The sequence below is a fragment of the Achromobacter pulmonis genome (assembly GCF_021733725.1).
Classification (GTDB): Bacteria; Pseudomonadota; Gammaproteobacteria; order Burkholderiales; family Burkholderiaceae_B; genus Achromobacter; species Achromobacter pulmonis.
The window spans coordinates 4,894,255-4,912,323 of the sequence record NZ_JAIFOT010000001.1 but is presented as its reverse complement, the minus strand read 5'-3'; the positions used below and the strand labels follow the sequence as shown (position 1 = coordinate 4,912,323).

16 protein-coding genes are annotated in these 18,069 nt (G+C 69.9%); 9 read left to right on the top strand and 7 right to left on the bottom strand.

Going from position 1 to position 18,069, the window contains the following annotated elements; translation table 11 throughout:
• Nucleotides 1-22 precede the first annotated feature (22 nt).
• The 8 genes from K2W61_RS22545 (at nucleotide 23) to K2W61_RS22510 (ending at nucleotide 10,043) form a co-directional block, all read left to right on the top strand.
• A complete protein-coding gene (locus K2W61_RS22545; RefSeq protein WP_175132062.1) occupies nucleotides 23-1,189 on the top strand; it encodes an aromatic ring-hydroxylating oxygenase subunit alpha in 1,167 nt (388 codons plus the stop codon).
• A gap of 207 nt (nucleotides 1,190-1,396) precedes the next feature.
• Nucleotides 1,397-2,311: a helix-turn-helix transcriptional regulator gene (locus tag K2W61_RS22540; protein WP_236757063.1), complete on the top strand. Its 915-nt coding sequence runs from the start codon at nucleotides 1,397-1,399 to the stop codon at nucleotides 2,309-2,311.
• 131 nt (nucleotides 2,312-2,442) lie between these two features.
• The gene (locus K2W61_RS22535) at nucleotides 2,443-3,672 is read left to right on the top strand and encodes a multidrug effflux MFS transporter (RefSeq protein ID WP_276512706.1); all 1,230 of its coding nucleotides are present in this window, start codon (nucleotides 2,443-2,445) and stop codon (nucleotides 3,670-3,672) included.
• Between the two features lie 116 nt (nucleotides 3,673-3,788).
• Nucleotides 3,789-5,993, top strand: a complete 2,205-nt coding sequence (gene fauA / locus K2W61_RS22530) for a TonB-dependent alcaligin siderophore receptor FauA (protein WP_419761655.1) — start codon at nucleotides 3,789-3,791, stop codon at nucleotides 5,991-5,993.
• 39 nt (nucleotides 5,994-6,032) lie between these two features.
• The gene (locus K2W61_RS22525) at nucleotides 6,033-7,148 is read left to right on the top strand and encodes an ABC transporter substrate-binding protein (RefSeq protein ID WP_175132058.1); all 1,116 of its coding nucleotides are present in this window, start codon (nucleotides 6,033-6,035) and stop codon (nucleotides 7,146-7,148) included.
• On the top strand, nucleotides 7,148-8,185 hold the full coding sequence (locus tag K2W61_RS22520) for a FecCD family ABC transporter permease (RefSeq protein WP_236756584.1): 1,038 nt from the start codon (nucleotides 7,148-7,150) through the stop codon (nucleotides 8,183-8,185). The genes K2W61_RS22525 and K2W61_RS22520 overlap by 1 nt, the downstream gene beginning before the upstream one ends.
• On the top strand, nucleotides 8,182-9,240 hold the full coding sequence (locus tag K2W61_RS22515; protein ID WP_236756583.1) for a FecCD family ABC transporter permease: 1,059 nt from the start codon (nucleotides 8,182-8,184) through the stop codon (nucleotides 9,238-9,240). Before K2W61_RS22520 ends, K2W61_RS22515 begins: the two co-directional genes overlap by 4 nt.
• A complete protein-coding gene (locus K2W61_RS22510; protein ID WP_175139891.1) occupies nucleotides 9,219-10,043 on the top strand; it encodes an ABC transporter ATP-binding protein in 825 nt (274 codons plus the stop codon). The genes K2W61_RS22515 and K2W61_RS22510 overlap by 22 nt, the downstream gene beginning before the upstream one ends.
• 60 nt (nucleotides 10,044-10,103) lie before the next feature.
• Here the strand turns inward: K2W61_RS22510 and K2W61_RS22505 are convergent, their stop codons facing one another.
• From K2W61_RS22505 to K2W61_RS22495, 3 genes are all read right to left on the bottom strand, one after another.
• Nucleotides 10,104-10,856 (bottom strand): amino acid ABC transporter ATP-binding protein, encoded by a 753-nt coding sequence (locus K2W61_RS22505; protein WP_175132186.1) that lies wholly within the window; start codon nucleotides 10,854-10,856, stop codon nucleotides 10,104-10,106.
• Between the two features lie 25 nt (nucleotides 10,857-10,881).
• The gene (locus K2W61_RS22500; RefSeq protein ID WP_175132055.1) at nucleotides 10,882-11,535 is read right to left on the bottom strand and encodes an amino acid ABC transporter permease; all 654 of its coding nucleotides are present in this window, start codon (nucleotides 11,533-11,535) and stop codon (nucleotides 10,882-10,884) included.
• Between the two features lie 117 nt (nucleotides 11,536-11,652).
• The gene (locus K2W61_RS22495) at nucleotides 11,653-12,444 is read right to left on the bottom strand and encodes an amino acid ABC transporter substrate-binding protein (protein ID WP_236756582.1); all 792 of its coding nucleotides are present in this window, start codon (nucleotides 12,442-12,444) and stop codon (nucleotides 11,653-11,655) included.
• A gap of 342 nt (nucleotides 12,445-12,786) precedes the next feature.
• On the opposite strand from K2W61_RS22495, the gene K2W61_RS22490 reads away from it, so the two are divergent.
• Nucleotides 12,787-13,611 carry a TlpA family protein disulfide reductase gene (locus tag K2W61_RS22490; protein WP_236756581.1) on the top strand — a complete coding sequence of 275 codons (825 nt, stop codon included), beginning with the start codon at nucleotides 12,787-12,789 and terminating at the stop codon, nucleotides 13,609-13,611.
• Between the two features lie 51 nt (nucleotides 13,612-13,662).
• On the opposite strand, the gene K2W61_RS22485 is transcribed toward K2W61_RS22490, so the two are convergent.
• Genes K2W61_RS22485 through K2W61_RS22470 form a run of 4 tightly spaced genes read right to left on the bottom strand, consistent with a single transcriptional unit; the run spans nucleotide 13,663 to nucleotide 18,068 of the window.
• Complete coding sequence (locus tag K2W61_RS22485) at nucleotides 13,663-14,004, bottom strand: zinc ribbon domain-containing protein (RefSeq protein WP_236756580.1); 342 nt, start codon at nucleotides 14,002-14,004, stop codon at nucleotides 13,663-13,665.
• Complete coding sequence (locus tag K2W61_RS22480) at nucleotides 14,001-15,143, bottom strand: thiolase family protein (protein WP_236756579.1); 1,143 nt, start codon at nucleotides 15,141-15,143, stop codon at nucleotides 14,001-14,003. The genes K2W61_RS22485 and K2W61_RS22480 overlap by 4 nt, the downstream gene beginning before the upstream one ends.
• A complete protein-coding gene (locus K2W61_RS22475; RefSeq protein WP_236756578.1) occupies nucleotides 15,140-16,453 on the bottom strand; it encodes an MFS transporter in 1,314 nt (437 codons plus the stop codon). Before K2W61_RS22475 ends, K2W61_RS22480 begins: the two co-directional genes overlap by 4 nt.
• A 31-nt stretch (nucleotides 16,454-16,484) precedes the next feature.
• Nucleotides 16,485-18,068: an ATP-dependent acyl-CoA ligase gene (locus tag K2W61_RS22470; RefSeq protein ID WP_236756577.1), complete on the bottom strand. Its 1,584-nt coding sequence runs from the start codon at nucleotides 18,066-18,068 to the stop codon at nucleotides 16,485-16,487.
• Nucleotide 18,069: the final 1 nt, after the last annotated feature.

The window sequence follows — 18,069 nt, the reverse complement described above, 5'->3', positions numbered from 1 at the left end:
GGGATGGCACAAGGAGTCGGAAATGACGGACATTGGCCGCCTTGAGCATGTGCGCGAGGCCTTGAGCCCGCTGCACGTTCGGGCCTATTTCGACCAAGCCCTGTTCGCCCGCGAACAGGAACGGATATTCAAACAATCGGCCCTGTACGTGGGCCACGAGAAAGGCGTGCCCGAGCCGGGCGACTGGCGCCGCCTGCCGCACGAGGACGGCGGCCGTGTGCTGGTGCGCAACGCCCATGGCGTCGAGTTGGTCTCGAACGTGTGCCGCCACCGGCAGGCGCTGATCCTGGGGGGCGAGACCGGCGCGGTCACCGGCCCCGGCAACCCCGCCGGCAATCTGTCCGCCAGCGGCGGCAACATCGTCTGCCCCTTGCACCGCTGGACCTACGACAACCGCGGCCAGATCCTGGGCGCGCCGCAGTTTCCCAGCACGCCGTGCCTGAACCTGCCACGCTTCCCGCTGCACAACTGCCATGGCCTGCTGTTCGAAGGCCCGCGCGACCCGCGCGCCGACCTGGGCCATTTGTTCGCGCGGCCGGAGTTCGACTTCTCCGACTACGTGCTCGACCACGTCGAGGTGCACCAGTGCAACTACAACTGGAAAACCTTCATCGAGGTCTACCTGGAGGACTATCACGTCGGCCCGTTCCATCCCGGACTGGGCCGCTTCGTCACCTGCGACGACCTGAGCTGGGAATTCGGCCGCCGGCACAGCCTGCAGCGCGTGGGCGTGCACGATTCACTGGAAAAGCCCGGCTCCGACGTCTACCGCGACTGGCACGACACGCTGATGCGCTATCGCGATGGCTCGGCGCCCGAATTCGGCGCGATCTGGGTAACCTACTTCCCCACTCATATGATCGAGCTCTACCCGCACGTGCTGGTGCTGTCCACGCTCTACCCCAAGAGCCCGCAGGAGACCATCAACATCGCCGAGTTCTACTACCCCGAGGAGATCGCCTTGTTCGAACGCGAGTTCGTCCAGGCGCAGCGCGCGGCCTACATGGAGACCGCGGTCGAAGACGACGAGATCGGCGAACGCATGGATGCCGGCCGGCTGGCGCTGCTGCGCCGCGGCACCTCCGAAAGCGGCCCGTACCAGTCGCCAATGGAAGACGGCATGCAGCATTTCCACGAGTGGTACCGCGACATCATGGGCGATGACCTGGGCGACTGCGCGGCGCCTTGAAATAACGGCGGCGCGGCGCGGGGACGGCGCCGCCAATAGGGTGCCGGAGTGATGAAAACAACCGCAACAATGCGAACATATGTTATTCTCATTCTCACATTGAGCGGCGCATGAACGGCCGCCGTAGGGGCTCATCCCGTAACGCGAGTGACGATCTTGAACCCAGTACCCTCCCCCGCCCAATTCACCGTCGCCGACTTCAACCGCATGGGCAGCCAGAGCGGTTTCCGCTACCGCCTGCCGCAGTTGAACGGCGCCCAGCGCAGCGACCCGGAAACCCTCTGCATCGCCGAAGGCCGGGTCGAGACCCACGCGATCCGACCTGGCCTGACACTGGTGCTGTCCGACGTGCGCGTGCACCAGCACTACGAAGCCACCTCCATGATGTCGCCGCGCTTTTCCGCCATCGTCATGTTGCAGGGCCACGCCCAGACCCGCATCGACCGCCACGACGACGTCAGGCTGGCCGCGCATAGCGGCGTCAGCGCGCTGTACGGCGACACCGTCGCCATGACCGGCATCCACGCGCCCGGCCAGCGCCTGCGCAGCGTCAACCTGTCGCTGTCCGATCCGGACGGCGCGGGCGACGACCAGACCAGCGAGATGATCTGGAAGGCGTTGCGTTCGCCGTCGCTGCGGTTGCGCCGCTGGCAGGCGCAGGGCCATTTGCTGCAGGCCATCGAACACCTGCTCGATTGCAGTTGGGACGGCCCGCTGCAGGCCATGTTGCGCGAGGGCGTGGGCCTGCAACTGCTGGCCCATGCGTTGGCGGCGCTGGCGCAGCGCACGCCGGCCGACACCACCGTTTCCGAACGCGACCGCCAGCTGTTGGAACGGGTGCGCGAACGCCTGTATCACGCGCCCGGCGAGGAACACACCCTGGACGAGCTGGCGCGGCTGGCCTGCATGAGCCCCAGCACGCTGCGCGCCAAGTTCCAGGCCGCCTACCAGCGCTCGGTCTTCAGCTGGCTGCGCGAGCGCCGCCTGGAGGTGGCGCGCGAGCAACTGGCCCAGGGCTGCAGCGTGCAGCAGGCGGCGCATTTCGTCGGCTACCGCCACGCCACCAACTTCGCCACGGCGTTCCGCGAACGCTACGGCATCGCGCCCAGCGAACTGAACTGAGCGCCCCGCCGTGCACGGCTTACGGCGGCGCCCATTGGTCTTGCGGCATTCTCCATTCCTGCAACCTGCCATCACAGGCGACCATGCGGCAGCGCCTCCCAACCCGGGAGGCTCCCGCCATGGATGCCGTTGTGTCTCGCCGCGAACCCCTGCCTTCCTTTCCCGTCATGGTGCTGATGCTGGGCCTGCTGTCCTGTGTCGCTCCCGCCACCATCGACGCCTACCTGCCCGCATTCGGCGCGCTGGGCCGGGAATTCGCCGTGCCGCAAGAGACCGTGCAACTGACGTTGGGCGTCTACATGGCCTGCTATGCGTCGATGCTGCTGCTGCACGGCACGCTCTCGGACTCGCTGGGGCGCCGCCGCGTGGTGCTGACGGCGCTGGGGGTATACGTGTGCGGCACCCTGATGGCCGCCCTGGCGCCCAGCTTCGGCTGGCTGCTGGCCGGACGCGCGGTGCAGGGCCTGTCGGCCGGCGCCGGCATCGTGGTCGGCCAGGCCATCATCCGCGACTGCTACGACGGCGCCGTGGCGCGCCGCGCCATGTCCTACCTGATCCTGGTGTTCAACCTGTCGCCGGCGCTGGCGCCGATCGTGGGCGGCTACCTGGCCGCGCACCAAGGCTGGCGCGCGGTGTTCGTGCTGCTGACCGCGCTGGCCGGCGCCGCCTGGCTGCTGTGCGCGCGGCGCCTGCCCGACACGCTGCCGCCCGAACGGCGCCAGCCGCTGGCCTGGCGCACGCTGGGCGGCAACTATGCGCGCGTGCTGGGCACCCGCCGCTATGTCGCGCTTGGCGCGGCGTTCAGTCTGCTGTTCGCCGCCCAGGGATTCCTGATCGGGGCGGCGCCCGACTTCATCAGCAACGTGCTGGGCCTGCCGGAAACCGATTTCGCCTATCTGTTCGTGCCCCTGGTGGCTGGCGCCATGGCCGGCGCGCTGCTGGCGGCGCGCAAGGCCGGCCGCTGGTCGGACGGGCGCATCACGCTGCTGTCCTATCTGCTGATGGGCGGCAGCTGCCTGGCCTATGTGCTGTACATGGCCGCCGCCGACGCGCCGCGCCTGCCTTGGGCGGTACTGCTGCCGGGCCTGTTCACCTGCGGCCTGGCCATGGGTGTGCCCGCCATGACGCTGCGCATCCTGGGCCATGTGCCGGACCTGTCGGGCACCGCCGCGTCGGTGCTGGGCTTCATGCAGATGCTGACGTTCTCGGTGGCCAGCGGCTGGGGCGTGCCATGGGTCTACGGCCAACCATTGCGGCTGGCGGCGGCCATGCTGGCCTGCGTGGCGGCCAGCGCCATCGGCTGGGCGTGGCTGCATCGCCTTGCGGCGCCCGTGGCCAAGACCGAGGCGGGCCTGGGGTAGCCCGCCGGCATTCTCCATATGCATCGCATCGTCCGGCATACATCAGCACAACGGTAAAAATCAATAATTCTCATTACCAAATCTTTCTGCTGGAGCTTGCCCTCATGCTGTCCGTCATGCCCTCGCCCGCCGCCCGTCCGCGCCGGGTGCGTCCCCTTGTCTACGCGATCCGGACGGCCCTGTTCTGCTCTGCCCTGACCCACCAGCACGCCAGCGCCCAGAGCGCCGCCGCCACCGATAACGGCGATGTGGCGCAGTTGCCCGCCGTCATTGTCAGCGGCGCGGGCATCCCCGGCACCACGGAGGGCACCCATTCCTATACCACCGACGCCATGAGCACGGCCACCGGCCTGACGCTGTCGCCGCGCGAGACGCCGCAATCGGTCAGCGTGGTGACGCGCCAGCAGATCGAGGACCAGGGCCTGCGCGATACCGGCGCGATCCTGGCCAGCGCGCCCGGCATTTCAGTCACGCGCAGCGACAGCAACCGCTTGTCGTTCTCGTCGCGTGGGTTCTCCATCGACAACTTCCAGTTCGACGGCCTGAACTCGCCCATCCTGGGTCAATGGAACTACGGCGCCACCGATATCGACGCGGCCATCTACGACCGGGTCGAGATCGTGCGCGGCGCCACCGGCCTGATGACCGGCTCCGGCAACCCGTCAGCGGCCGTGAACTTCATCCGCAAGAAGCCGCTGCGCGAATTCGCCTTGTCCGGCAGTGCGAGCGCCGGCAGTTGGGACCATGTCGGCGGCGACCTCGACCTGTCGGTGCCGGTCACCGAGAACGGACGCATCCGCTCGCGCTTCGTGGCGGCCTACAGCCAGGGCGACGACTACGTGACCTTCCTGGATTCGCGCAGACGCACCTTCTACGGCGTGGTCAGCGCCGACCTGACGCCGGACACCGTGCTGACCGCCAGCGTCGAGTATTCGCGCAACCAGAGCAACGGCTTCGGCAGCGGCTTCCCACTGTTCTACAGCGACGGTTCGCGTACCGACTTCAACCGTTCGGTGGCCAACAACACCCGCTGGGCCCGCATGGACACCGAGTCCACCACCACCTTCGTCGACCTGACGCACCGCTTCGCCAATGACTGGAAGGTGCGCGCCGCCTACAGCCACACCGATGGCGACTATCGCATGAAGCAGCTGTTTCGCGGCGGCTACCCCGACAAGGTCACCGGCACCGGCATGAGCAGCTCGTTCAACAACTATGATGGCGACCGCTCGCGCGACGACATCCACCTGACCGTGTCGGGTCCGTTCCAGCTGCTGGGCCGCAAGCACGAGCTGGCGCTGGGCTGGATGAGCGTGAACGACCACAGCAACATCGGCCAGTACGCGATGACGGGCGCCAAGCCGGCGATCGGCAGCTTCTTCGATTGGCGCCAGGACCACATCGCCGAACCCAACTGGTCGGGCAACAAGACGCCCGCCGACGACCTGCGTGTCAAACAGACCGGCGCCTACGCGGTCGGGCGTTTCTCGCTGGCCGATCCGTTGCATCTGATCATCGGCGGACGCTGGAGCAACTGGGAAACCAACCAGACTTACTTCGGCAGCAAGCGCGCCTACAAGATCAACGACCAGTTCACGCCCTACGCTGGCCTGTTGTACGACATCAACAGCACCTACACGGCCTACGCCAGCTACACGGAGATCTTCCAGCCGCAGAATGCGCGCTCGCCCAGCGGCTCGATCCTGCCGCCGATCGACGGCAAGAGCTATGAGATCGGCCTGAAGGCCGCCTACCTGGACGGCCTGCTGAACGCCTCGGCGGCGCTCTACCAGACCCGCCAGAACAACCTGGCCCAGGCCATTCCCGGCGAATCGGTTATCGGCATGCCCGGCACCCAGGCCTATCGCGCCGCCTCCGGCGCCAAGGTGGAAGGTTTCGAGCTGGAGACCAGCGGGCAGCTCACGCCGGGCTGGAACATCGGCGCCAGCTACACCCACTTCACCGCCAAGGACGCCGACGGCAAGCCGATCAACACCAACCACCCGCGCAGCCTGTTCAAGGTCTACACCACCTACCGGCTGCCCGGCGACCTGCATCGCCTGACCGTGGGCGGCGGGGTCGACTGGCAGAGCCGCATGTACCAGTCCGCGTCCAGCCCGCGCGGCAACGTGGATGTCGAGCAAGGCAGCTACGCGCTGGTCAACCTGATGGCGCGCTTCGATTTCAGCAAGCAGGTGTCGGCCACCCTCAACCTGAACAACGTGTTCGATCGCAAGTACTACGACCAGATCGGCTTCTACAGCCAGGGCTGGTATGGCGCGCCCCGCAACGTCATGCTGACGCTGCGCGCGCAGTATTGAACCCACGGCACGTCTCGCAGAAAGGAGATTCCCCGCACGATGCACTTGATTCCGCTTTTCGCGCGGCCCTGGCGCCGCCGCGCCGCGTTCGGCGCGGCGGCGCTGGCCGTGGCCCTGACCCTGACGGCGTGCGACCGCCCCGCGCCGTCCGCTGCCGCGCCGGCGCCTGCCGCCGCCATCAGCACGAATCCGGCCGGCCCCGCGCCACGCCACGGCGCCCCGGCCAGCGGCTTTCCGGTAACGCTCGACAGCGCGCTCGGCAAGGCCGTGATCGCGGCCCCGCCCAAGCGCGTCGTCACCCTCGGCCTGGGCGCCGATGACCTGACGCTGGCGCTGGGCGTGGTGCCGGTGGGCGTGGGCCGCGCCGACTGGGGCGGCGACGCGGATCATTACTGGCCATGGGTGCGAGCCGCCATCGAGGCCGCCGGCCAGCCCTTGCCCGAACGCATCACGGTGTATCCCGAACTGGACATCGAAAAGATCATCGCGCTGCGTCCGGACGTCGTGCTGGCGCCGTTTTCCGGCGTCACGCCCGAGGCCTACGCGCAACTGTCGCGGCTGGTGCCGGTGGTGGCCTACCCCGATCAGCCCTTCCTGACGCCGGTGGACACGCAGATCGACCTGATCGCCACGGCGCTCGGCAAGCGCGAGGCGGCCGCGCCGCTCAAGGCCCGCATCCATGGCGCGCTGGCCCAGGCCGCGCGCCGCTACCCCGAACTGGCCGGCAAGACCTTCGCCTACGTGCGCGCCGACCTGGGGTCGGGCAACTTCGCCGCCTATGTGGCCGGCGATCCGCGCGTCGATACGCTCGCGGCCATGGGCCTGACCCTGGCGCCGTCGGTACGCGGCCTGCGGCCCAGCGCCGGGCACTTCGCCCACTACCTGGGCTTCGAGCATGCCGACGCGCTTGGCGATGCCGACATCCTGGTGTCGTGGTTCTACTCGCCCGAGGAGCGCGACCGTACCGCCGCCCTGCCCCTGTATGCCTCGATTGCCGCGGTACGGCGCGGCGCCTACGTGGCGTTGAGCGATCCGGCGCTGGTCATGGCGTCGTCCTCCGGCACGCCGCTGGCGGTGGCCTGGATGCTGGACCGGCTCGCGCCGCAACTGGCGCGGGCGGCGCGCCACGCCCAAGCCGGCGGAGCCGCGCCCTGATGCCGTCGCGCCAGCCTCTCGCGCCAGGCGCCGAAGACCTGCGGCCCCACACGCCGCGCCTGCGCGCGCCGCTGCTGCTGGGCGCCTGTCTGCTGTTGGCCGCCGCCGCGCTGGCGAGCCTGTGGTTCGGCTCGCGCGGCCTGTCGGCGGCCACGGTCTGGCGCGTGCTGCTGCAGCCCGACGGCAGCCACGCCGCGCTGGTGGTCGCCTCACGCATCCCGCGCACCGTGCTCGCCGTGCTGACCGGCGCGGCCCTGGCGGTCGCCGGCGCACTGATCCAGGCGCTGACCCGCAATCCGCTGGCCGAGCCGGGACTGCTGGGTGTCAATGCCGGCGCGGCCGCCTCCATCGTCACCGCGGCGCTGGTCCTGGGCGGCCTGCCGGCGCATCCGTTCTGGGCCGCGCTGCCCGGCGCGTTGGCGGCCGCGGCGGCCGTGTACCTGATCGGGGCTGGCGGCCGCGGACTGCAACCGGTGCGGCTGATCCTGGCCGGCGCCGCCGTCAACGCGGTGCTGTTCGCCTATGTGCAGGCGGTGGCGCTGCTGCGCGACGACATCTTCGATGCCTATCGTTTCTGGGCGGTGGGCTCGCTGGCGGGCCAGTCTCTGGATGCCGCGGTACGTGCCGCACCCTATATCGGCGCCGCTCTGCTGGTGGCAGCGGCCCTGGCGCGGCCGCTCAATCTGTTGGCCCTGGGCCAGACACTGGCGCAGGCCCTGGGCCTGCGCGCCGGCCTGTATCGCGCGCTGGGCCTGCTGTGCGTGGCGGTTCTGGCCGCGGCCGCCACCGCCGCCGCGGGTCCGATCGCGTTCGTGGGCCTGGCCGTGCCCCACATTGCCCGCCGCTACGCCGGCCCCGATCTGCGCTGGCTGCTGGCCTATTGTGTGGTGCTCGGCCCGCTGCTGATGTTGATCGCCGACATCCTGGCGCGGCTGCTGCGGGCGCCGGCGGAACTCCTCACGGGCGTGGTGGTGGCCTTCATCGGCGCGCCCTTCTTGCTGGCTGCGTTACGCCGCCGGTCGCGGAGCCTGGCATGAATCGCGGCGCGCCTCTTTGCGCTCCAGGGCCCGCAGGCCTGCTGCGCGCCGGCAACTGGCTGGCCTGGCCCGTGGCGCCGCGCGCGCTGGCCTATGCAGCGCTGCTGCTGGCGCTGGCCTGCGCCCTGGTCGTCGCGGCCTTGCGGGTCGGCCACCCCGGCCTGTCCTGGGGCACGCTGTGGCAGACCCTGCAGGGAACCGGCGGCGCCGTGGCGCAATGGCTGATATTTACGGTGCGCCTGCCGCGCGTGCTCGCGGCCTTGGGCGCCGGGGCCGCGCTGGGCCTGTCGGGCGCGCTGTTCCAGAGCCTTACCCGCAATCCCCTGGGCAGTCCCGACGTCATCGGCCTGACGGCTGGCGCGTCGGCGGGTGCGGTGGCGGTGGCCATGGTCTGGCCCGGACTGATGCCGGTGGCCTGGGGAGCGGCGGCGGGCGCACTGCTGGCCACGGCCGGCGTCTGGTTCGGCTCCGGCGCCGGCTTTGCCGCGCCCCAGCGCATGGTGATCGCGGGCATCGCGGTGGGCGCGATTGCCTTTGCCTTCGTGCAGTATGGCCTGTCCAACCTGCGGCGCGAACAGGCCTACCTGGCCGCCGCCTGGCTCAACGGCAGCCTGGCCGGCAAGACCTGGACCGACGTGGCCGTGATCGGCGCGGCCTGCGCGATCTTGCTGCCGCTCGGGCTGGCGCTGTGCGCGCGGTTGCGTCTGCTGGAAATGGGCGACGACCTGGCCCAGGCGCTTGGCGCCGCGCCCGCGCGCAGCCGGCTGGCCGCGACGTTGGTGGCGGTACTGGCGGCCGCGGCCGCCGTCACGGTGGCCGGCCCAATCGCCTTCATCGCCCTGTCGGCGCCGCAGATCGCCCGGCGCTGCGTGCGTGCCAGCGGTCCGCAGCCGCTACTGGCGGCCATGACCGGCGCCGTGCTGCTGGCGGCGGCCGACCTGCTGGCCCGCGCGGCCGGCCCCAACGGCCTGCCCGTGGGCGTCCTGAGCGCCGGCATCGGCGGCCTTTATCTCGCTTTCCTGTTGGTACTCGAATGGCGCAAGACTGCAACCTGAAGAACGCTGCGGCCGACCGCGAGCCGGCCCTGCAACTGCGGCAGGTCTGCCTGTCCTATGGCGGCACGGCCGTGCTGCAGGATCTGTCGCTGGCGGTCGCCCCGGGCGCGTTCACGGCGGTGGTCGGTCCCAATGGCTGCGGCAAGTCCACGTTGCTGCGGGTGCTGGGCGGCGCACTGGCGCCCACCCAGGGCCAGGCGCTGCTGCACGGCGCCAACCTGGCGAGCCTGCGGCGCAAAGCGGTGGCGCGGCATCTGGCCTATCTGCCGCAGAACCCGTTGGCGCCGGAAATGATCACGGTGCGCGACCTGGTAGCGCGCGGCCGCTATCCGCACCAGACCCTGCTGCGGCAATGGTCGCCGGCCGACGCCCAAGCGGTCGACGCGGCGCTGGCCGACACCGATCTGGCGGCGCTGGCGGACCATCCGGTTCACACACTGTCCGGCGGCCAGCGCCAGCGCGCCTGGCTGGCGCTGGTGCTGGCGCAGGACGCCGGCATCATGCTGCTGGACGAGCCCACCACCTTCCTGGACATCCGCCACCAGATCGACCTGCTGGAACTGTGCGCGCGCCTGCACCGCGCCGGGCGCACGCTGGTGGTGGTGCTGCACGACCTGAATCTGGCGTTCCGCTATGCCGGCCACGTCGTCATGATGCGCGCCGGCGCCATCGCGGCGCAGGGCGAAGTACACCAGGTGGTGACGGAGGCCGCGATGCGGCAGGTATTCGACCTGGACTGCCGGGTGCTGCCCGATCCTGAGACCGGCAGCCCGATGATCGTGCCCCGGCGCGGCCAGGGCTGAGCCGGGGCTCGGCGGCCACGGGCGCGCGCCAACGGCGGGAGCCGGCGCCGTTGCCGCTTGCTACAGCATGTGCGCCAGGAATTCGCGGCTGCGCGGATGCCGCGGCGCGCGGAAGAACTCGGCCGACGGCGCCTCTTCGACGATGCGGCCCTCGTCCATGAAGATGACGCGGTGCGCTACTTCACGGGCAAAGCCCATTTCGTGGGTCACCACCAGCATGGTCATGTGCTCGTCGGCCAGCTGGCGCATGGTGCGCAGCACCTCGCCCGTCAGCTCGGGATCGAGCGCCGAGGTCGGTTCGTCGAACAGCATGATGTCCGGCTCCATCGCCAGCGCGCGGGCGATGGCCACGCGCTGCTTCTGGCCACCCGACAGGCGGGTCGGATAGTTGTCGCGCTTGTTCAGCAGGCCGACCTTGCGCAGCAGTTCCTCGGCCTTGGGCACGATGGCCGCGCGCGGCATGCCCTTGACGATCATGGGCGCTTCGATGATGTTCTGCAGCACCGTCATGTGCGGGAACAGGTTGAACGACTGGAACACCATGCCCATCTTGCGGCAGATGCGACGCACCTCGGCATCGCTGGCGTAGCGGCTCTGGCCGCCCGGCACCGCCGTGGCCAGGGCTTCGCCCTCGATCTCGATGGTGCCGTCGTCGATGGTTTCCAGATGGTTCAGGCAGCGCAGGAAGGTGCTCTTGCCGGAGCCCGACGGCCCGATCACCGCCACCACCTCGCCCTTGCCCAGTTCCAGCGAGACCTGGTCCAGCACCCGGTTGGCGCCGAACGACTTGACGATGCCGCGCGCCGAGATCATGGTGCCGCGACCGCCGTTGGACGGATTACTGGTCGTATTTGGCATAGCGCTTTTCCATACGCTGGAAGAACCACGTCAATACCAGCGTCATGATGAGATAGAAGGCGGCCGCGACCAGGAACGGCGTGGTCGTGAAATCGCGCTGCACGATGCCGCGCGCGGTGCGCAGGATGTCGTTGAGCGCCAGCACGTAGATCAGGGAGGTGTCCTTGACCAGGGTGATGGTCTCGTTGCTCATGGGCGGCAGCACCCGCTGCACCATCTGCGGCAGCACGATGCGGCGCAGCGTCTGCAGGTAGGTCATGCCCAGCACCTTGCTGCCCTCGTACTGGCCGCGATCCACCGCCTGGATGCCGGCGCGGAAGATCTCGGCGAAATACGCCGCGTAGTTCAGCGCGAACGCCACCACCGCCGCCGGGAAATCGGGCAGGCGCACGCCCACCACCGGCACGAACGGCAGCGCGAAGTAGATAAACAGCATCTGCAGCATCAGCGGCGTGCCGCGCATCAGCCAGATATAGCCGTTGACCAGCTGGCTGACGAAACCCCATTTGGAGATCCGCAGCAGCGCCAGCACCAGGCCCAGCGGCACGGCCAGCGCCAGCGTGATGAAGAACAGCGTCAAGGTCACTTTCGCGCCTTGCGCCATGGGCCCCAGAAGGGAGAGTACGTAGTCCATGCGGAGGGATGAGCGCCTAGCCGGCGGGGTGGTTCAGGGGCGGAAATGCCGGCGCGGCCGGCCCGCCGGACTGAAAAATGCCCGGACCGCGCGGCGGTCCGGGCATTTCCCGGGATGTTACTTGATGATGTTGGCGCCGAACCACTGGGTGGCGATGCGGCCGGCGGTGCCGTCCTGTTTCATGGCATCCAGCGTCTTGTCGAGCTTGGCCAGCAGCTCGGTGTCGTCCTTGCGCACGCCCACGCCGTAGTCTTCGGTGCCGAAGTTCTCGTCCAGCACACGGTATTCGCCGGCGCGCTTGCTGATCAGGTAGCGGCCCACCACTTCGTCGACCACGATGGCGTCCAGGCGGCCGGCGGCCAGGTCCATCAGCGCGGTGACGTTGTCGCCGAACTTCTTGACTTCCTTGATGCTGCCGGCGACCGGGTCCTTGGCGATGGCGTCGGTGGCGCTGCTGCCGTCCTGGGCGCCGACCACCTTGCCGGCCAGGTCGGCCTTGGTCTTCACCGGCGAAGCATTGCCGACGATGATGATCTGGTGATTGGCCATGTAGGGCGCGGTGAAGCTGATGTTCTTCTTGCGCTCTTCCGTGATGGTCAGGCCGTTCCACAGCACGTCGACGCGCTTGCCGTTCAGTTCGGCTTCCTTGGCGCTCCAGTCGATCGGCTTGAATTCGACCTCCAGGCCCAGGCGCTTGCTGGCTTCCTTGGCCATGTCGATGTCGAAGCCGACGATCTGGTTGCTGGCATCGCGGAACCCCATGGGCGGGAAGTTGTCGTCCAGGCCGACCACGACCTTGCGGGCAGCGGCGGGCGCCTGCGCGCTGGGGGCCGGCGCATTGTCGGACGGGCCGCAGGCGGTCAGCATCGTGGTGGCGGACACGAGAAGAACAGCAGTCAGTTTTTTCATGTTTTATCGAGGGCGCGGGGCGCCGGAATGAAGATGGCCGGAGGGCTCGACGAAAGCCGCGAGCCGGCTATTTTAACGCCCCTGGAAATATGTGTTTCAGCGTGCCCTGCATCGGACCGGCCGGGTGCGCAGGCGCGGCAGGCGGCAACCGGCCATCGGCGTCAGGCTCAGCCGGTCAGCGCGCAGGCAGCGGTTTCAATTCGGGCCTCTGGCGACACCGAAGGCCGCCCAGGCACCGCGCGGCGCCATGCTAGGCTTGGCCCTTCCCCCCGACGGGTCCCATGCCATGGAATTTCGCAACACCGGCCGCCCTGGCGCGGCCACGCGCCGGGAGCGCGCCGTATGACCCCCGCCCTGCGTCTCGGCCCCCTGGTGTTTCCGATCGAACTCGCGCTGCTGGCGGCCGCCATCGCCATCGGCCTGATCGCCGGCCGGCTGCTGGCCGGCGCCCGCGCCGAAGCCGCAAGCCGCGAGCTGTGGCGCTGCCTGCTGCTGGGCCTGCTGGCAGCGCGCCTGGCATTCGTGTGGCAATACCGCGATCACTTCGCGCAGGATCCCATTAAGATCCTGGACCTGCGCGATGGCGGCTGGACCGGCGCCGCCGGTTTGGCCGCGGCGCTCGCCTACGGCCTCTACGCGCTGTTGCGTGACCGCGCGCCGCGCCGCGCCCTGGCGGCCGCGCTGGCGCTGGCAACGGCCGTCTGGCTGGGAGGCGGCCGGCTGCTGGCGGGGCCGCCTCCATCGCAACCCCACTTGGCCGGCTTGTCGCTGCAGCGGCTCGATGGCGCGCCCGCCACGCTCGGCGCCTTCCATGGCAAGCCCATGGTCGTGAACCTGTGGGCCAGTTGGTGCCCGCCGTGCCGCCGCGAGATGCCGGCCTTCGAGCAGGCGCAAGCGGCTCATCCCGACATCCATTTCGTCTTTCTCAACCAGGGCGAGGCGGCGGCCACCGTTCGCCAATACCTGGGCGCGCACGCGCCGTCGCTGGCCAACGCCTTGCTCGACCCGGCCGGCGAGGCCTCGCGCCAGGTGAGCAATCGCGGCCTGCCGGCGACGTTGTTCCTGGATGCGCAGGGCCGATTGCTGGACATACGCGTCGGCGAGTTGTCGAGCGCCACCCTGGCGCAACGGTTGCAATCGATCCGGACGGCCGGCGCCAGGCACTAACTGGCGCCGCCGACATGCTCAGGACAGTCCCCGCGCAGTCACGCCGAATCGTCAGTGCTTGCCCGGGACGCCTTCCCCGTCGGACGGCGCTTGCGCCCAGGGCAGCGTCACCCCTTGCCAAGTGTGTGCGAGCAGGCGCAGGCGTTGCCCCGCTCCCTGCCGCGGCGCCTCAGGCAAGCGCACCACCAGCAGCGGCCCGCGCGGCAACGCATTGACGGTGGCAAAGACGCTACCGCTCTCGCCCGCCTTGCCGGGCACTTGCGTCCACGCCAGCAGCTCGGCCTCCTCCAGCGCCACCGCGTGTGCGCCATCGTGCCCGCAAGCCGGGCACCACAGCCGCGCCGGGTAGACCCGGTGCCCGCATTGCGCGCACTCCATCACGTTGAAACTCATGCGTCCTCCCTGGCCAGCACCGCCGCGTTGGCGCACATGCCATAGCGCAACTGCACCATGCCGTAGCCGGTCGCCACCCCGAAACGCGCGCCCGCCACCTGGCGCGCGCCGGCGCGGCCCAGCAATTGGCGCGCCACTTCCGCCAGTCCGTGCATGCCGCCGGCCGTGCCGGCCTGCCCGGCCGACAACTGCCCGCCTGCCGTGTTCACCGGCAGCGCGCGCGTGGCGATGCGGCGCGCAATGAAGCCCGGCAGATCATCCGCTGGCGCCAGGCCCAGGTCGCACAACTGCGCCAGGGCCATGGCCGGGTAATCGTCGTAGACCCCGGCCACGTCCATGTCGCGCGGCCCCAGTCCGGCCTCGGCCCACAGCGCGGGCGCGAACCCGGCGATGCCGGTCACCAGGCCGTCGCCTTCCTGCTGGTCGGCGTTGTAGCGCGCGCCGCTGGCCCGCAGCGCGACGTGCACGCCTTGCGGCCGCGCCCGCAGCACCAGCGCGCAGGCGCCGCTGACCACCGGCACGCAATCGAGCCGGCCCAGCGGCGCGGCCACCAGCGGCGCCTCCAGGTACTGCGCCAGCGTCAGCGGCTGGCGGTAGGCGGCGTTGGGGTTGGCGCCGGCCCAGGCGCGCTGCGCCACGCACAGCGCGCCGTAGTCCTCGCGCCGCAGGCCGGTCCGCGCCATCTGCCGCTGCGTCAGCATGGCGAACAGCGGGTTCGGCCCGGCGCAGCCCAGCGGGCTCAGGTAATCCTGCGCGCTGCGGTTGTAGCGTCCCACCAGGTCGGCGAAATCGGCGCCGCTGAAATGGTCGCCGGCCACCAGCACGATGGTGCGCGCCTGCCCGGCCTGGAGCGCCAGCCAGGCATGACGCAGCAGGTTGATGGCGCTGGCGCCGCCCATCTCGTCCTGCATGCACCAGTCCAGTGTCAGGCCCAGCCGCCACGCCATGTCGATGGCGCGGTCGGGACGCAATGTGAACGAGGCCAGCCCCAGACCGTCCACCTCCGCCGGCCGCAGCCCGGCATCGTCCAGCGCCAGGCGCACCGCTTGCGCGATCAGGGTGGCGGTGTTGCAGCCGGGCTCGGGATGGCGCAGCGCGGGGGTCTCGCCCACCCCGACGATACCGGGGCCGGCGTTCATGCCGATTCCTGCCGCGGCGGCTCGCGCGTCAACAGCAAGGTGATGACCGTGATCGCCGCCATCCCCACCAGGAACCAGGCCACCGGCGTGGCCGATTCATACTTGCGCAGCAGCGCCATGGCGATCAGCGGCGACAGGCCGCCGGCGAACACCGAGGCCAGTTCGTGCCCCAGGGCCAGGCCGGTGTAGCGCACTTCGGGCGGGAACAGCTCGGCGAAATAGGCCGGCTGCGTGCCGATCATGGCGGCGTGGCACACGGTATTGCCCAGGAAGAACGCCAGGAAGATCCACATCGGCTCCTTGGTCTGCACCAGCCAGAAGAACGGGAAGGCCGCCAGCATCAACCCGGCCGAGCCGATCAGGTAGACCGTGCGCCGGCCGATGCGGTCCGACAGGTGGCCGAACCCCACCAGCGTGCCCAGCTCGATGAACATGGACGCCAGCACCCCGCCCAGCATCACATCGTTGGAAATCCCCAGGAACTTGCCATAGGCCAGCGCGAACGCCAGGAAGATGTATGAGCCGCCGTTCTCCGCCACGCGCAACCCCATGGCCGTGAACACCTGGCGCGGGTAGCGGCGGAACACTTCCACCGCCGGCATGCCGCGCTTGGCGGTCTTCTTGGCCTGCACGAACGCATCGCTTTCCGGGATGTGCTTGCGGATGTACAGGCCAATGCCGAAGATCAGCACGCTCAACAGAAATGGCAGGCGCCAACCCCAGCTCATGAAAGCGTCCTGCGGCAATTGCTGCGCCAGCATGAAGACGCCCGACGACAGCACGAAGCCGCCGGCCACGCCCAACTGGCTGAACGACGAGAAATAGCCGCGGCGCTTGCCGCCCACCGCCTCGCTGATGAGCAGTACGCCGCCGCCCCACTCCCCGCCGGCCGCCGCGCCCTGCAGCACCCGCAGCACCACCATCGACACCGGCGCCCAGATGCCGACCTGCTCATAGGTCGGCAACAGCCCGATCAGGAAGGTGGCCGCGCCCATGATGCCCAGCGTCCACTCCAGCGCCAGCTTGCGGCCGTAGCGGTCGCCGATGTGGCCGAAGATCACGCCGCCCAGCGGCCGCGCCAGGAAGCCCACGGCAAAGCCGGCGAAGGCCCCCATGGTGCCCAGCAACGGGTCGGTGCCGTGGGGAAAGAACAGCTCGCCGAACACCAGCGCCGCCGCCGTGCCATAGATGAAAAAGTCGTACCACTCCATCGCGTTGCCGGCGACGGACGCCATCACCACCCGCCGCGTGCGCTTGCGGCGGGCCTGCTCCTCGGCGCTCTGCGTCGCGCCCTGGTATGCCATCGTCATGCTCTTGCCCCTTGTTTTATATGGACGGGATTCAACGCGCCACGCGGTAGCCGGCGGCGTCGCGATCCCAGGTGTCGCCCGTCACGCCCTCATCGCGCAACCGGAACTTGCGGACCTTGCCGTTCTCGGTGCGCGGCAGGTCGTCCAGCACGCGCAGATAGCGCGGCACGGCGAAATACGGCATGCGCGGCTGGCAGAAGTCCAGCAGGGCCTCGGGCGTGAGCGCGCAACCCGGCTTGTAGACCAACGCCGCCATGACTTCGTCCTCGGCCAGCTCCGAGCGCACCGCGTAGACCGCCGCGACCGCCACCGACGGATGCGCCAGCAGCACCTGCTCGACCTCGTACGACGAGATGTTCTCGCCGCGCCGGCGGATCGCGTCCTTCATGCGGTCCAGGAAGCGGAAGTAGCCGTCGGCCTCGCGCACCACGCGGTCGCCGGTGTGGAACCACAGGTTGCGCCAGGCCTCGACTGTTTTGTCGGCCATGCCGAAGTAGCCGGTGGCAATCGCAAACGGCGGCCGCGCGCGCAGCAGCAGCTCGCCGGCCTGGCCGTCGGGCAGCGGCGCGTCGTGCTCGTCGGCGACGATGGCCTCGAACTCGGGCGCCACGCGGCCCATGGTGCCAGGGCGCTGCTCGGCCAGCGTGCCGCCCAGCGCGAAGTTCGTTTCGGTGGAACCGTAGCCTTCCAGCAGCGCGATGCCGCTGCGCTCGGTGAAGACGGCGTGGAAGCGCTCCGGCACGCCCGGCGCCAGCGCGATACGCGCGCGATGGCCACGCTCAGCGGCCGACGGCTCGCGCGCCAGCAGCATCGGCACCATGGCGCCGAGCAGATAGGTCACGGTGGCGCCGCTGGCCGCCAGCCGTTCGAAATAGCGGCTGACCGAGAAGCGCGCATCGCAGACGATCGACGCGCCGGTCACCAGCGCCTGGAAGCAGGCGTTCAGCGCATTCGTGTGGAACAGTGGCAGGCTGGTGTAGAGCACGTCGTCGGCGCCGATCCCGAGGTTGCGCGCAGCGATGACGCCCCACCAGTGGAACTGCGCATGGGGGCAGCACACCCCCTTGGACAGGCCCGAGGTGCCGGAGGTATAGAGGATCGCCAGGGTATCGCCCGGGCCAAGATCGGCCTCCGGCGCGAGCGTGTCCGGCAAGGCCGGCAGCGCGGCGGCGGGCGCCGGCAGGCCGGCCGTGGCGGCGCCCGTATCATTCGCGCCGTCGTCCAGCAGCCAGATCTGGCGCAGGGCCAGCCCGGCGGCGTCGAGGCCGGCCAGCGCGGGACAGGAGGCATGATCCGCCACCAGCAGCACGCAACCGCTGTTGGCCACGATGTGCTGCAACTGCATGCCGCGAGACGCGGTGTTGATCGGCACCACCACCGCGCCGAGCCAGCCGCAGCCCAGCACCAGCGACATGAACTCGATGCGATTGCCCGCCATCAGGCCGACGCGATCGCCCCGGGCCACCCCGGCCCGCGCCAGCAGCGCCGCCCAGCGGGCCGCGTGTTCGGGCGCCTCGGCGTAACGCAGCGCGCCGCCCGGCGCCTGAAGCCACGGCCGCGTTTCCTGGCGTGCCGCCTGGTCGCGCAACAGCGACGGCAAAGTCAATGCATGCATG

Coding starts and splice junctions, on each gene's coding strand:
- K2W61_RS22545 (WP_175132062.1), top strand. CDS start 23: ATGACGGACATTGGCCGCCTTGAGCATGTGCGCGAGGCCTTGAGCCCG.
- K2W61_RS22540 (WP_236757063.1), top strand. CDS start 1,397: ATGGGCAGCCAGAGCGGTTTCCGCTACCGCCTGCCGCAGTTGAACGGC.
- fauA (WP_419761655.1), top strand. CDS start 3,789: ATGCCCTCGCCCGCCGCCCGTCCGCGCCGGGTGCGTCCCCTTGTCTAC.
- K2W61_RS22525 (WP_175132058.1), top strand. CDS start 6,033: ATGCACTTGATTCCGCTTTTCGCGCGGCCCTGGCGCCGCCGCGCCGCG.
- K2W61_RS22520 (WP_236756584.1), top strand. CDS start 7,148: ATGCCGTCGCGCCAGCCTCTCGCGCCAGGCGCCGAAGACCTGCGGCCC.
- K2W61_RS22515 (WP_236756583.1), top strand. CDS start 8,182: ATGAATCGCGGCGCGCCTCTTTGCGCTCCAGGGCCCGCAGGCCTGCTG.
- K2W61_RS22510 (WP_175139891.1), top strand. CDS start 9,219: ATGGCGCAAGACTGCAACCTGAAGAACGCTGCGGCCGACCGCGAGCCG.
- K2W61_RS22505 (WP_175132186.1), bottom strand. CDS start 10,856: ATGATCTCGGCGCGCGGCATCGTCAAGTCGTTCGGCGCCAACCGGGTG.
- K2W61_RS22500 (WP_175132055.1), bottom strand. CDS start 11,535: ATGGACTACGTACTCTCCCTTCTGGGGCCCATGGCGCAAGGCGCGAAA.
- K2W61_RS22495 (WP_236756582.1), bottom strand. CDS start 12,444: ATGAAAAAACTGACTGCTGTTCTTCTCGTGTCCGCCACCACGATGCTG.
- K2W61_RS22490 (WP_236756581.1), top strand. CDS start 12,787: ATGACCCCCGCCCTGCGTCTCGGCCCCCTGGTGTTTCCGATCGAACTC.
- K2W61_RS22485 (WP_236756580.1), bottom strand. CDS start 14,004: ATGAGTTTCAACGTGATGGAGTGCGCGCAATGCGGGCACCGGGTCTAC.
- K2W61_RS22480 (WP_236756579.1), bottom strand. CDS start 15,143: ATGAACGCCGGCCCCGGTATCGTCGGGGTGGGCGAGACCCCCGCGCTG.
- K2W61_RS22475 (WP_236756578.1), bottom strand. CDS start 16,453: ATGACGATGGCATACCAGGGCGCGACGCAGAGCGCCGAGGAGCAGGCC.
- K2W61_RS22470 (WP_236756577.1), bottom strand. CDS start 18,068: ATGCATGCATTGACTTTGCCGTCGCTGTTGCGCGACCAGGCGGCACGC.